The sequence below is a fragment of the Pseudoalteromonas sp. HL-AS1 genome (assembly GCF_031198785.1).
Classification (GTDB): domain Bacteria; phylum Pseudomonadota; class Gammaproteobacteria; order Enterobacterales; family Alteromonadaceae; genus Pseudoalteromonas; species Pseudoalteromonas distincta.
The window spans coordinates 937514-951729 of record NZ_CP133569.1; the positions used below are offsets into that span (position 1 = coordinate 937514).

The window sequence follows — 14216 nt, forward strand, 5'->3', positions numbered from 1 at the left end:
TTACAAATGTATAAATAGTAATTTTTAGCTTAAAGTTTAGCAAACGAGCGTTCCGCTGCCGCTATTGTGTTTTTTACTTCTTGCTCAGTATGCGCAGCACATACAAAACCAGCCTCAAATGCTGATGGGGCAAGGTAAACGCCTTCTTCAAGCATAAGGTGGAAAAAACGTTTGAAGCGCTCTAGGTCACACTCAGTTGCTTGCTTGTAGGTTGTTACTTTTTCAGCATCAGTAAAAAAGAATCCATACATGCCGCCCGCATAGTTAGTTGTTAGCGCAACACCGGCTTTTTTAGCACCAGCTTCAAAGCCTTCACAAATTGCTTTTGAAATAGCTTCTAACTTATCGTGAAGGCCAGGCTCACTTAATAGCTCAAGTGATTTTAAACCTGCAGCCATTGCAATAGGGTTACCAGAAAGAGTACCTGCTTGGTAAACTGGTCCTACAGGCGCAATGTAATCCATTATTTCAGTTTTACCACCAAACGCGCCAACTGGCATGCCGCCGCCAATTACTTTACCTAAACACGTAAGATCTGGTTTAATGTTGTAATAAGCTTGTGCACCGCCAAGTGCAACACGAAAGCCTGTCATTACTTCATCAAAAATAAGTACTGATTTATATTCGTCACACACATCACGCAAACCTTCTAAAAAGCCAGGCACTGGTGGAATACAGTTCATGTTACCGGCTACTGGCTCTACAATAATACAGGCAATTTCGTCTGCGTATTTTGCAAAAATAGCTTTTACTTCATCTAGGTTATTAAACGAAACTGTAAGTGTATGCTTAGCAAAGTCTTCAGGAATACCTGGAGAATTAGGCACACCCATTGTTAGCGCACCAGAGCCTGCCTTAACTAATAACGAGTCAGCGTGACCGTGGTAACAACCTTCAAATTTTAATATTTTATCGCGACCGGTAAAGCCACGTGCTAAACGAATTGCACTCATTGTTGCTTCAGTGCCTGAGCTAACCATGCGTACTTTTTCGATTGATGGAACTAGCTCTTTTACTTTTTCAGCCATTAATATTTCGGCTTCAGTTGGTGCGCCATAGCTAAGGCCATTTTCTACAGCTTCGTGTACAGCTTGTTTAATTGCAGGGTGATTATGGCCCATGATCATAGGCCCCCAAGAGCCAACATAATCAATGTAACGATTACCGTCGGCATCAAATGTAAACGCGCCTTCTGCTTTTGTAATGAATAGTGGCGTACCGCCTACACCATTAAAAGCACGAACTGGTGAGTTTACGCCACCAGGAATAGAAGCTTGGGCGCGTTCAAATAAGTCTTGGCTAATTGTCATGAAAAATCCTATAAATTGTCACTTAAAAGGGGGTTAGCTGTCGCGTTTGCGGCTAAACCAAGGTACGTCTACTTCATACTTATCGACTTTGTTTTCTACGCCGAGTGTTAAAGCAAACAGTGCCATACGAATTAATACGCCGTTTTGTACCTGGCGAAATATTGCTAAATTGTCGTTACTGTTTAAGTCGTTATCAAGCTCGTTGGCTTCTAAGCGACTGTCACGTGGAAGAGGATGCATTAATACAGAGTTAGGCTTACAGTGAGCGCTGTAAATAGATTGGCTAATCCTAAAGCCGCCACGGTATTTATTTGCTTCTTCTTGCGATGGAAAACGCTCTTCTTGAATACGTGTTTGGTAAACAATATCGGCTGCTAAATTGCCTTCCATCTTATTTACTAGCTCAATTTTATGGCCAGCATTTTCTACTGCATCTAAAATGCTTGTTGGCATTTGTAAGCCATCAGGCGCGACCATCGAAAACTTTACGTTTTTATAATGGCACAATAGTTTAGATAAAGAATGCACTGTGCGGCCATACTTTAAATCGCCCACAAGCGCTATATGCATACCATCAATATTTTGACCAAAACGATGTAATTCGCGCTCAATGGTTAATAAGTCAAGCAATGCTTGAGTAGGGTGCTCATTTGGGCCGTCGCCGCCATTAATAACCGGCACAGTACAGCCATCAGCAAATTCACTTACTGAGCCTGCATCAGGATGGCGCATAGCAACAGCGTCAGCATAAGCTGAAATAACGCGGGCGGTATCGTAAAGAGACTCACCCTTAGCAAGGGCTGAACTTTGCATACCTGTAGTTTCACGTACGCCACCGCCAAGTAAATTAAAGGCGGTGCCAAAGCTAACTCGTGTACGAGTGCTTGGTTCAAAAAACAAATTAGCTAAAATAGCGCCTTCTAGCACCGTAGTTTGCTTTTGCTTTTTAGCATAAGGCTCCATTTTTTTTGCTACTGCAAAAATACGTTCAATGCAGTCTCTGTCTAGCTGATTTACAGACAGTATATGCTCACCTTGGAAACTTAACATGGGGTTATTCCTAATCAATCAAATGGGCGCGATAATCCATAAATGGAGCACGCAATCGCGCGTGTTAAAGCAAGTATTGTAAATTGCAGCGAAGTTTAACATGCGCCGCAAAGCTTGTACCAACCGGCATAGATATTTGAGCAATTTAGCGCATTAAATTTCACTATAACGTTGTTAAAAATTTTTAACCTAGAACAACTAGATAAAAAATTTTGCCAAGCTCTAGCGTAATTTTCTAAACGTTAAATAGACCCCATATAAGCCGATTGGTATTATAAATTAGGTTTTATTACCGCAAGCGCCACTATGATGAGCAACGCAATAACTGGGAGCTCGTTAAAAATACGGTAAAAGCGATCTGTCTTAGTGTTGCGGTCATGTTTAAAGTCATTTAATAACTTAAAACAGTAGCCGTGGTATATATATAATATGATCACCAGCACTAGTTTATAGTGTAACCACATACTGTATCTAAACCAATCACGACCATATTCAACAATGGTCAATACACCAAATACAGCGGTTAATACAGCAAATGGGGTAACGAAATAAAGTAGTCTGCGCTCCATAACTTTTAACATAGAGTTGCATGATCTTTCCTCGCTCATAGCGTGATATACAAATAATCGAGGCAAGTAAAAAATACCGGCAAACCACGCAATCATAAAAAATATGTGGAGTGTTTTATAAATCAATAATGCGCTCATAATAGTCCTTATTGTTTAAAGTAAGCTGTTACGAATGGTTAAAATATGATGAATTTGATCCCAGCGTAATAGCCCCATAATTTGTTGATTATCTAAAAGGTTATAAACGTAAAGCGCGCCACTTCTTTTATCTTTTAGGATATCGAAAGCATCGGCTAGGGTGGCCTGACTACTGATGCCCTGCAAACTAATATAATTTATATTTATTGTTTCATTAGACATTAGCGTTAAATCGTATTCAGCGAGACGATAGCCATTTTCTTCGTCAAAAACAATTAACGGAGTTTGGCTATCCATGGCATCTAATGTGCTTTTTATTTGCACTTTGTCGTCAGAATAAAGCAATTTAAAGTCTTCATCCATATCATCCATTATCCCCACTTTTTGTAATGCTTCGGTAGCGGGAGATACATGGTACGGTAATCCCTGAAAATCTAGTTGCTGCAAAAATATGGAGCGATTTCCAAAAAACTGTAATGCTGTTACATAGGCCGTGGTGATCACAAGCATAGCTGGAACAATTATTTCAGGTGACGATGTAAGCTCCATGACCGTTGTTAAAGCAGCTAGTGGCGCATGCAACGTGGCGGCCATTAATCCGGCCATACCTAACACGCCATAAGTACCCGCTATATCAGTGCCAGGACTAATAAACTGAGCAAAAAAAGCCATTAGAGTGCCAATTAATACGCCAAGCCCAATTACCGGACCAATTAAACCACCTGGTATACCCAAACCGATAGCAAACAATGTAGCAAGTAGTTTAGCGATTAAAATAGTTGTGAGTAGCTTCACGTCATCAGGAGATTCAACCGCGATAGTTATTGCGCTCATACCAGAGCCCATAGCATGAGGCACTGCGTAAGCTATTAAGCTGGCAATGCATCCTGCAATTAATAAACGAGGGAACATACTTAAAGGTTTAAATGTTTTAATAATTAGCATTAAGTTTTGATTAAAGCTAAATGCAATAGCACCCAGCGCCATACCGCATAATATTAAATAAGGGTAATGCCAACCACTCAATGGCGCTATGGTAATGAGTGCAAGCTCTGAACCTTCACCAAAAACAAACTGTGTTGCCAGTGCGCCAGTAACAGCGGCAAGCATGATAGGTACAAATATATGTACTTTATATTCACGAAGTACCACTTCCATTACAAAAATAACGGCTGCAAGTGGAGTATTAAACGACGCGGCTATGCCTGCCGCTACTCCACAACCACTTAGAGTACGCATGGCATTATGCGGTAAATGTAGCTTATCTGCCAAAATACTCGCCCCCGTTGCGCCCATATGCACGGAAGGCCCTTCTCGGCCAACTGAAAAACCGCTAATGAGAGCAAGTGCGCCACCAACAAATTGATTAACCGTATTGTATAAAGGCATTTGCCCGTAGTGACGTTTAATTCTGTGTATAACGAAGGGGATACCCAAGCGGTAATGTTTAAACCCAGTAAAGGCAGCAAACGTGGCTATTAGTAATGCAGCAACTAAAGGCATTAGTACACGTTCAAGTGTTGGTAGGGTAGTAAAGTCGTCAGGTGTTTCTAAAAATAAGCTTTGGAAAAACAGAATGGTTAAGCGAAATAAAATAATAAGAAATGCAGCAATTAATCCGGCAACTACGCCTAATAAGCATAATTGTACAGATGTTTTAGGTTTTGCCAGCCGACGCCTGAGTTGCTCAAGCCACATGCATAATTCCTCGCTGTATTTTTCAGCAGCATTTTAGCAAAAGAGTTTAGCTAAGTCCTTGTGATTTTGAAATTTTCGTAACTTATATTAACAATTTGCAGTGAAGATTAAGACCTATTGCCTATAACTAAAATATTTAATGAGTTTATAGCGTATAAAGGTCGCTTTTAGTTTGCTTAAGTATTATTTTAGCTAGTTAATGTTTGGCCACTTTTTTACTAATTTATAGATATAACTTAGAGGAAAGAGTTGTTTTACTATACTTGATTAAAACACTCGGGTATTAGATAATCACGCCATTGCGATATTGAGGGTTTTAAAATGTCTGAAGAATTACCAATTAAGTTCAGCGATGCAGCTGCTGTTCGTGTTAAACAGTTAATCGACGAAGAAGAAAACCCAGACTTAAAACTGCGTGTTTATGTAACAGGCGGTGGTTGTTCTGGTTTTCAATATGGTTTTACTTTTGATGAAAAAGCGAATCCTGGCGATTTAGAAATTGTAAAAAATGGTGTAACACTCGTTATTGATCCAATGAGCATTCAATATTTGGTTGATGGTGAGGTTGATTACACTGAAGGATTAGAAGGCGCACGCTTTTTTGTATCTAATCCAAATGCAACAACAACTTGTGGTTGTGGTGCAAGCTTTAGCGTTTAACAGCTAAACGCTAAATAGAATAAAGCCGCTTTTGCGGCTTTTTTAATGCCTACAAATCGGTTGGTGCGTATTCGGTAATTTGCATTATCAATACAAAAAAGCCGAGCACAAAGGCTGAAAACGCTAAAATATACATAAAGCCTTTTTTACCTTGTTTAATTGGTACGCCGTTGTGGCGCAAAAAAAAGTACCAACCTAAACACAACACGATAGGTAATAAAAAAAGAAGTCTGAACATTACTTGGCCTTTTTAGTGCAAATTATTGCTTAATAATAAACGTGTAACATTAAAAAGGAACAAATATGTTATAAATATTTTTAAGCTGTTTTATGAAGGTAATATTATTTTTTAATATTTTCTGATAACTTAGGTCAAATATTCAGTGTTTATAAATGTTCGTTCAGGTTGATTTTGTACCGAGTATGTAATTAATTATTTAACCAAAGTGTTAATAGTATATAATGTATCCAAGAATGAGACGGGCAAAATTTCATTCTCAATAAAAACAAATCTTTACCATATTATTAGCGTAGTTTTTAGCTGTGTTGGTGGAGTGAGTAGCAACACATGCTTTATTAAGCAATAGCTTGCTATTGAAAGTATGACTGCTTACCTGCCTACGGCTATTGATGGAAACTACTGCTTTAATGGGTACGTCAAATCATCTAGTAGGAGATGTAAAATGATGGGCAAAACAGTTTCTTCTGAAGAAAATGCAAAGCTAACAAAGTGGCTTAAAACTAAGCGCCATGAAAAGGGTCATACAATGCGAAGCCTAGCACAAGTGCTTGGAACGCCTCATTCATTTATCGGCAAGATTGAAAATCAAGAACGCCGTTTAGATGTCATTGAGTTTGTTCGCTATTGTACAGCTCTAGAAGTTGATCCACATGAAGCACTTAGCTTGCTAAAAGTAGATTAACTCAATAATTGCTTAGTACACTTTAAGGGGCACTTGATAGTGCTAAGCAATATGTTAATGCAGGGATGCATTAAATATTTTTATGGTAATTCTTCTCAAGCTCATACAACTTATGCCTAATCAGATATAAAAATATCAACGAAGGTAAAACCATTAAGGCTGTTAAAATAAAGAACAGCGACCAATTTCCCATTAACCAATCATCAATTACTACACCACTGTAGCTTGAAAGCAATGTTCGTCCTAAATTCCCTAATGACGCCAGTAATGCATAGTGCGTTGCACTAAATGCTCTATCGCATAACATCGATATAAAGGCCACCATAGCGACCAACGACCACGCTTGCGTAAAGCCATCAATAACAATAGCAAAGGCATACAGCCTTAGGTCAGGGCCAACTAAAGCAATCCATGAGAAGGCTAAGTTTGAAGCAGCCATCGCAATACCACTTACAAATAAACCCTTAACAATGCCATATTTTTGATTAAATAAACTGCCAACAAAGGTAAATATGATTGTAAGTACCGCTGTACCTACCTTCGAAAATGTAGCTATATCGCTATTACTAAAACCAATTTCTTTATAAAACACAATCGACATGCGCCCTAAAAACGCTTCGCCTATTTTAAATAAGAAAATAAACGCAAGTAATGCTAGTGCTGTTTTAACGCCATTTTTAGTAAAAAAAGCTCTAAAGGGATCAATAACGGTTACCGCAAGCCACGCAACAGTTTTTGTTAAAGGAGTTTGTTTTGTAGAGGACAGTTTTTCAAGGTACACACGCTCAAGTTCAGCATGTACTGCTTCGCGGTTAGTTTCGGGCTCTTTTGCAAACAGTGCTCCACTCATTAACAGCAGCATTACGGCAGCTAAAAAGTAATAAATTTGTGGCCAGTCGAGTGAGGGGATATCGGCCATGTAAAATGGAATGGCGCCTAAAAGTGCATAACCTGTCCACCAACCAGAAGTTGCCATGGCGGCTGCAGCGGTTGCTTTGTGTGATTCGCTTTCGTTTAGGGTGTCTATTCTAAAGGCATCAATAGCAATGTCTTGAGTAGCCGAAGCAATGGCGATTAATAAACAAATCGCAGCAACAATTGCCAAATTAGCTTTTAAATCAAGCCCTGCTAATAGCAAGGTGCCAATAAAAATAAAACTTTGGCAAAATAGTATCCAACTGCGACGTTGGCCTAGCCATTTATATAAAATAGGAAGTTTTGTACGGTCAATGAGTGGCGACCACAAAAAGTTTATGCTGTAAGCGCCAAATACAATGCCAAATAGGCCTATCATACTGCGACTTAGCCCTTCATCTTTTAGCCAAGCAGACATAACAGAGCCAATTAAAACCCACGGAAAACCGCTACTCATACCAAATATGAAAATGTGGATTAAGCGTTTGTCTTTAAAGTAAGAAAAATATTCGCTAATAGAGAGAGATTTGCTCATAGGGCCTTCATTGGCTTTGATGCAGAGCAGCTAAGCTGCTCTTAAAAAATTATAGTGGGACTTGTTCAAGCACTTTAATATTTAAGATGACAACAGGTTTTTTAGGTACGAAATCGTAGCCAATTTTTTCATTAAAACCAGTTTCAACAGTCATAATTTTATCAAGCGTGTCGTAACCATCCATTACGCTACCAAATACTGCAAAGCCCCAATCTTTCCCTGGATTTAAGTGATCGTTATTATCCATATTAAAAAAGAATTGGCGAGTTCCTGAGTGCGGTTGTCTATCTTGATAGGCCATAGCAATGCTATACATATCGTTTTTTAAACCGTTACCGCTTTCATTAAAAATAGGGTCATTTTCATGTAGACCATCATAGTCTTTATCGTAACCGCCACCTTGAATAACAAAGTCGCGATCATTTTCTACATCGCGCTCAATGCGATGAAAAACGCTGCCTTGATAACTTTTGTCTGACACGTAAGTTAAAAAATTATTGACTGTGATGGGCGCTTTAGAGCGATCTAGCTCAACCACGATGCTACCCATTGAGGTTACAATTTCTACGCGTGGAAAAATGTTGTCCTTTTGCACAAAGCGGCCTTCTTGGGCTGCTAAGCTACTTACACTAAAGAATAGGCCTAAGCAGATTAAAAAAAGTCGTTTCATAGTTAACCTTCTAAAAATTCTATTAATTCAGGGTCAGATACAATGCGGGTAATAACTTGCTCAGTCAACTTATTGAGCTGACCTTCTATTTTTGCTCGCTCATGACTAAATGGGCCTTCTAAATTAGCACTACCTCTATACACTTTACTAAAGTTACTTGAGGCGCGAATAACACGCACGCCAAGTTCTATGTGGGCTTCGCTGGTATGGCTCACTAGCTTTTCAGTTACAATAGCTTGCAATGCATGAATATCTACTTCAAAGCGAACCGTTGCTAAGTTAGAAATACTGGCTCCATTGCGGCTAAGGGCGCTGTCTAACACACTTTTAATAGAGCTGGTAATGCCTTGGCTTGCAAAGGTTTTAGTTTTGTCTGACTCAATAAGTTTAAGTGTTGATGTATCGCCACGTAAATCAATTACACTAGTACTTAAGCTACTATTTATAGTGCTTATTTGACCATTTTTATAAACAGGGTTAAGTATTACTTGGCTAGGCTGATTCGCGCAGCCACCAAGTATCAGTAAGACACAACACCCAATTATAATGTTTGTTAATTTCATTTATAGCATTCCACTATTTTTTGTTGCACTTAAAACGACAAACTTTTTGTTTGAACCTAACAACTTACAGTTGCCGAACATACGGTTTAATTTATCATGATAATCTAAATGACGATTACCAATAATACGCAGCTCGCCGCCTTCTTTTAAAGTATCTTTTGCTTGTTTAAACATTTGCCAAGCAATATGGTCGGTAACGGCCTGAGCTTGGTGAAATGGAGGGTTACAAAGCACCATATCTACACTGTCTCTTTCAAAGCCTGTTAAACAGTCGTTTTCGATGAACTCGCAGTTATCAAACTTATCGCCTAGGTTAATTTCTACATTTAACCGAGCCGACTCTACTGCCATGTAAGACTCATCAACAAAAGTAACTGATGCATTAGGGCAACGAGCAAGCGTCATTAATCCAACAACTCCGTTACCACAGCCTAAATCAATAATGCTTTTAGCTTTTGGTGTTTCTGGTAAGTAGTTAAAAAAGAAGCGTGCACCAATATCTAACGAATCACGCGAAAACACATTTGCATGGTTTGTTATATTAAACTCAGTACCTTCAAGCTCCCACGTTACAGGGAAATCTGCTGCTTTATATCCGCCTTTAGCTGTACTTAATATAAGACGGGATTTTTTAACTGCTAGGCTAGTTTTTGTTTCACCAATAAATTGCTCAAATGATTTTATTGTTGAGTTGTGAATTTCTTTTGTTTTACCTGCGGCAATTACTGGCGTACCAGGTGCAAGGACTTCACTGAGTTCACTTAACTGAAACTGTAAAAAACCTACATTACGAGGGATTTTAATAAGTACTAAATCAACATCCTGTGGTAATGCAGACAAACTATCTAATTGTGTAAAATCTGCTGTAGGCAGTTTGTTTTCTTGTAAGTTATAAGCCGCAGCTTGGTGGCTAATATAAGAATCGTTAACTGAACAAACCGTTAACTTATTAAAATAACAAGCAAGTGCACCAAAGCTATCGTTTAAAATAAGCAATGAGCGACAATCAGGGTGATGTTCGTTAACATAATTGATAAGGTACTCATCTGCCGAATCCCACGCTTGTAAGCTGCGGTTTTTTTGATCCAAAGGAAAGCGTTCAAGAGTAAAGGTTTTATCGCCTAGCTGGGCTTGCGTCGTCATAATGGTTCGTTGATCAGTAATCTAATGTAGGTAAATTCTAACATGCAACGGCAAAACGCCAACCCCCAACAGTTACCAAATGGCTTTTCTTATCAAAGTAGGGCACTTAGTGCACAAAAAAGCCTCGATCTATTTTATTATTTGCAAAAAAACCTACGTTGGCAGCAACCCGATGTAACTGTTTATGGTAAAACGGGGCCTATTCCACGGCTACAATGCTTCATGAGCGATTTAAATATTGAATACGGCTATTCAAGTAGTAAGCAAATAGTAGAGCCATGGGATGAATTGTTACTTAATATGAGAAGGCGTTTAGAGGCGCACTTAAATCAGCCTCTAAACTCATTACTCGTTAATTATTACCGAGATGGTAATGATACGATGGGCTGGCACAGTGATGATGAAATAGAGCTTGGTGATAAACCAACAATTGTGTGTGTCTCTCTAGGAGCTGATCGGGTTCTAAAGTTAAAGCACAAGACGAGCAATAAAGTAACCGACTTGAAATTACAAAGTGGCAGCTGTTTAATAATGAGCGGACATAGCCAGCGAGATTATCAACATGCAATACCTAAGCAAACAACGCTTGCACATCCTCGAATAAGTTTAACTTACCGATTTATTAAGCACATTAAACAAAAGCAATTTAGTTAGCCAAGCGCTGCGTTAAATTGTTATAGTAAGTGTATAAATTAGCTAATTAAAACGGTCTTTTATGTCAATGCAGCAACAGATCCAAGAAAAAATAAGCAACGCTATTGCGTGTAAACATTTAAACGTAATTAACGAAAGCCATATGCACAGTGCGGGCACTGAATCACACTTTAAAGTAATAGTGGTTAGCGAAGGTTTTACAGGTAAACGTTTATTGCAGCGCCATCGTGAAATTAATGAAATTCTAAAAGATGAATTAGCAAATCATATTCATGCACTCGCAATTCATACATATACACCCGATGAGTATACAGAGCAGGGCGGCGAGGCACCTGATTCACCTAATTGTATGGGCGGCTCTAAATTAGCTTAAATAATTAATAGCGATTTGATTGTTACACTTGTGGTTAACTGATCAGATCAGTGTTTTTAGTATTAGCCTTTAAACTAGCGCTAATTTTTATTGTAAAAGATATAGGATGATCAATGGTCATTAAGCCTAAAATTCGTGGATTTATCTGCACAAACGCACATCCAGCTGGTTGTGCAGAGCATGTTCAAGAACAAATTAACTATGTAAAACAACAAGGCGCATTAAAAAATGCACCAAAAAATGTATTAGTTATTGGCGCATCAACAGGCTACGGCTTGGCTTCGCGCATTACAGCTGCGTTTGGTGGTGGTGCTAAAACATTAGGTATTTTCTTTGAAAAAGAAGGTACAGATCGCAAAACAGGTTCTGCTGGTTGGTACAATACCGCTGCTTTTCAAGATGCAGCAGACGAAGCAGGCCTTTGGTCTAAAAATATTAATGGCGATGCGTTTTCTAACGAAATTAAACAAAAAGCAATCGACACTATTAAGGCAGATTTGGGCAAAGTAGATTGTATTATTTACAGCTTAGCGTCTCCTCGTCGTACAGACCCAAATACGGGCGAAGTTTACTCATCTACGCTTAAGCCAATTGGAAATGCCGTTACTACTAAAAACTTAAATACATCAAAGCGTGAAATTGATGAAATTACTGTTGAAGCTGCAAACCAAGACGATATCGACAACACCATTAAAGTAATGGGCGGTGAAGATTGGGAAATGTGGATTGACGCATTAAAAGAAGCGGATGTATTAGCCGATAACTTTAAAACGACTGCGTACACTTATATTGGTAAAGAGCTAACATGGCCAATATACGGACACGCTACTATTGGTAAGGCTAAAGAAGACTTAGACCGTGCAACCGCTGCTATTAAAGAATCAACAAAAGATTTAAATGGTGAGGCATATGTTTCATCACTTAATGCTGTGGTAACGCAAGCAAGTTCTGCTATTCCTATTATGCCGTTATATATCTCTGCTTTATTTAAAGTTATGAAAGCAGATGGCACATACGAAGGCACTATTGAGCAAATTCACGCTTTATTTAGTGAAAACTTGTATGGTGAATCTCCTCGCTTTGACGACGGTGGACATTTATTCCAAAACTACAAAGAGCTAGAAGACGACGTGCAAGCTCGCGTGCAAGCTGTTTGGGATAAAGTAGATACGAGCAGCATTGATGAGCTAACAGATTATGTTGGTTACCATAATGAGTTTTTACGCTTATTTGGTTTTGGTATAGATAGTGTTGACTACGATCAAGATGTAGATTCAGTTAAGCCAATTGCCAATATGATTGACTAACAGAACTTAGTTATAAAAAGCCGCTATCGCGGCTTTTTTTGTATTATGCGATTTGTTGAATTTACGATGAAATTAGGAATGATAATTGCTTAGGCTACCACTTTGGTCTAGCTTGATTTTTATTTAATTCACTTAACAAAACTAAATAAGTGTTTCTGTCGTATAATTTTCATAAATACACTCGCATAGTCATCTAAAATGATGTTAAAATCTCGACAATATGTGATGAGTTTTACTACGTTGCTTGTTTGATATCTCCAGCAAGCTACTCTTTTGTACCTTGATATAACTTGGAATAACTCAAATGGCGACGTGGTTGATACGATTTTTCAGTTTCTTTCCTTTAATGTAATGCAAGTGCGTATGATCAACATAAAAAAAGGTCTGGATTTACCCTTAGAGGGCGCGCCACAGCAAGTTATACATGACGGTTCTGCTGTCAAACGTGTAGCTGTGCTTGGTGAAGAGTTTATCGGTATGCGTCCAACCATGCATGTTCGTGTGGATGACCAAGTCAAAAAAGGCCAGGTACTTTTTGAAGATAAAAAGAACCCAGGCGTCCTATTTACTGCTCCAGCTTCTGGTACAGTAAAAGAAATAAATCGTGGTGCTAAACGTGTGCTGCAATCTGTTGTTATTGAAGTAGCAGGCAGTGAGCAAATCACCTTTGACTCTTTCAAAGCAGACGAGCTTCCGAGCTTAGAGCGCGAAAAAGCCAAAGAAGTACTTATCCAGTCTGGTCAATGGACAGCACTTCGTGTTCGCCCATTCAGCAAAGTAGCGGCTGTGGATGCAAATCCTAGTTCTATTTTTGTGACCGCAATCGACACAAACCCATTAGCTGCAGATCCTGCAGTAATTATTGCAGAAAATGCGCAAGCATTTGAAGCGGGTCTTGCAGTTGTTTCGCGTTTGACCGATGGCAAAGTATTTGTGTGTAAAAAAGCAGGCAGCCAAGTTCCTAGCTCATCTATAGCTCAAGTAGAAGTACATGAGTTTGGTGGTGTGCATCCGGCTGGCCTCGTTGGCACTCATATCCACCATCTTGATGCAGTTTCTGTTAGCAAACAAGTTTGGCATATTGGTTACCAAGACGTTATTGCGTATGGTCACTTATTCCTTACTGGTGAAATTTACACAAATCGTGTTATTTCGCTTGCAGGTCCTCGCGTTAAAAACCCACGTTTAGTGAAAACACAATTAGGTGCTTCATTGGATGATTTAGTGGCTGGTGAGTTAGAAGACGGAGATAACCGCGTTATTTCTGGTTCTGTTCTATCGGGTTCTATTTCAAACGGTGTTCATGCATTCTTAGGTCGTTACCACATTCAAGTATCTGTTTTACTTGAAGGTCGCGAAAAAGAATTGTTTGGCTGGATTGCACCAGGTAGTGATAAATTCTCTGTAACGCGTACATTCCTTTCTCACCTTGCACCAAGTCGTTTATTTAAAATGACAACGTCAACAGGTGGTTCAAAACGTGCCATGGTACCAATTGGTAGCTACGAGCGCGTAATGCCGTTAGATATTTTGCCTACTCTATTATTACGTGACTTAATTGCACGTGATTTAGACAGTGCAATTTCATTGGGCGCGCTTGAACTTGATGAAGAAGATTTAGCGTTATGTACCTTCGTTTGTCCAGGCAAATACGAGTATGGTTCTATCCTACGCGATTGCTTAACTACGATCGAGAAGGAAGGCTAGA

At 39.1% G+C, this 14216-nt stretch carries 15 protein-coding genes; 6 read left to right on the forward strand and 9 right to left on the reverse strand.

Going from position 1 to position 14216, the window contains the following annotated elements; genetic code table 11:
• Positions 1 to 29: 29 nt before the first annotated feature.
• From hemL to RB214_RS04385, 4 genes are all read right to left on the reverse strand, one after another.
• Positions 30 to 1310 (reverse strand): glutamate-1-semialdehyde 2,1-aminomutase, encoded by a 1281-nt coding sequence (gene hemL / locus RB214_RS04370; RefSeq protein ID WP_024604975.1) that lies wholly within the window; start codon positions 1308 to 1310, stop codon positions 30 to 32.
• 33 nt (positions 1311 to 1343) lie between these two features.
• A complete protein-coding gene (locus RB214_RS04375) occupies positions 1344 to 2360 on the reverse strand; it encodes an aspartate carbamoyltransferase (RefSeq protein ID WP_002958914.1) in 1017 nt (338 codons plus the stop codon).
• 272 nt (positions 2361 to 2632) lie between these two features.
• The gene (locus RB214_RS04380) at positions 2633 to 3067 is read right to left on the reverse strand and encodes a CopD family protein (RefSeq protein WP_002958913.1); all 435 of its coding nucleotides are present in this window, start codon (positions 3065 to 3067) and stop codon (positions 2633 to 2635) included.
• A gap of 15 nt (positions 3068 to 3082) precedes the next feature.
• A complete protein-coding gene (locus tag RB214_RS04385; RefSeq protein ID WP_309168461.1) occupies positions 3083 to 4765 on the reverse strand; it encodes a chloride channel protein in 1683 nt (560 codons plus the stop codon).
• 321 nt (positions 4766 to 5086) lie between these two features.
• Between RB214_RS04385 and erpA the strand changes: the two genes are divergently transcribed.
• On the forward strand, positions 5087 to 5425 hold the full coding sequence (gene erpA / locus RB214_RS04390) for an iron-sulfur cluster insertion protein ErpA (RefSeq protein WP_002958911.1): 339 nt from the start codon (positions 5087 to 5089) through the stop codon (positions 5423 to 5425).
• A gap of 49 nt (positions 5426 to 5474) precedes the next feature.
• On the opposite strand, the gene RB214_RS04395 is transcribed toward erpA, so the two are convergent.
• Positions 5475 to 5663 carry a hypothetical protein gene (locus RB214_RS04395; protein WP_024596569.1) on the reverse strand — a complete coding sequence of 63 codons (189 nt, stop codon included), beginning with the start codon at positions 5661 to 5663 and terminating at the stop codon, positions 5475 to 5477.
• 445 nt (positions 5664 to 6108) lie between these two features.
• Between RB214_RS04395 and RB214_RS04400 the strand changes: the two genes are divergently transcribed.
• Entirely contained in the window at positions 6109 to 6348 is a 240-nt protein-coding gene (locus RB214_RS04400; RefSeq protein WP_002958908.1) for a helix-turn-helix domain-containing protein, read from the forward strand.
• Positions 6349 to 6418: 70 nt separating this feature from the next.
• Here the strand turns inward: RB214_RS04400 and RB214_RS04405 are convergent, their stop codons facing one another.
• Genes RB214_RS04405 through RB214_RS04420 form a run of 4 tightly spaced genes read right to left on the reverse strand, consistent with a single transcriptional unit; the run spans position 6419 to position 10174 of the window.
• Positions 6419 to 7798 (reverse strand): MFS transporter, encoded by a 1380-nt coding sequence (locus tag RB214_RS04405; RefSeq protein ID WP_197098944.1) that lies wholly within the window; start codon positions 7796 to 7798, stop codon positions 6419 to 6421.
• Between the two features lie 49 nt (positions 7799 to 7847).
• On the reverse strand, positions 7848 to 8468 hold the full coding sequence (locus tag RB214_RS04410; protein ID WP_002958906.1) for a peptidylprolyl isomerase: 621 nt from the start codon (positions 8466 to 8468) through the stop codon (positions 7848 to 7850).
• A gap of 2 nt (positions 8469 to 8470) precedes the next feature.
• Entirely contained in the window at positions 8471 to 9031 is a 561-nt protein-coding gene (locus RB214_RS04415) for a YajG family lipoprotein (protein WP_309168462.1), read from the reverse strand.
• On the reverse strand, positions 9032 to 10174 hold the full coding sequence (locus tag RB214_RS04420) for a methyltransferase (protein WP_024604970.1): 1143 nt from the start codon (positions 10172 to 10174) through the stop codon (positions 9032 to 9034).
• A 42-nt stretch (positions 10175 to 10216) separates the two neighbouring features.
• Between RB214_RS04420 and RB214_RS04425 the strand changes: the two genes are divergently transcribed.
• The 4 genes from RB214_RS04425 (at position 10217) to RB214_RS04440 (ending at position 14215) form a co-directional block, all read left to right on the forward strand.
• Entirely contained in the window at positions 10217 to 10828 is a 612-nt protein-coding gene (locus tag RB214_RS04425; RefSeq protein WP_309168463.1) for an alpha-ketoglutarate-dependent dioxygenase AlkB, read from the forward strand.
• Positions 10829 to 10889: 61 nt separating this feature from the next.
• A complete protein-coding gene (locus RB214_RS04430; protein ID WP_024596564.1) occupies positions 10890 to 11201 on the forward strand; it encodes a BolA family transcriptional regulator in 312 nt (103 codons plus the stop codon).
• 113 nt (positions 11202 to 11314) lie between these two features.
• Positions 11315 to 12508: an enoyl-ACP reductase FabV gene (gene fabV / locus RB214_RS04435; protein WP_138489515.1), complete on the forward strand. Its 1194-nt coding sequence runs from the start codon at positions 11315 to 11317 to the stop codon at positions 12506 to 12508.
• Positions 12509 to 12871: 363 nt separating this feature from the next.
• Positions 12872 to 14215: a Na(+)-translocating NADH-quinone reductase subunit A gene (locus RB214_RS04440; protein ID WP_309168464.1), complete on the forward strand. Its 1344-nt coding sequence runs from the start codon at positions 12872 to 12874 to the stop codon at positions 14213 to 14215.
• Position 14216 lies beyond the last annotated feature (1 nt).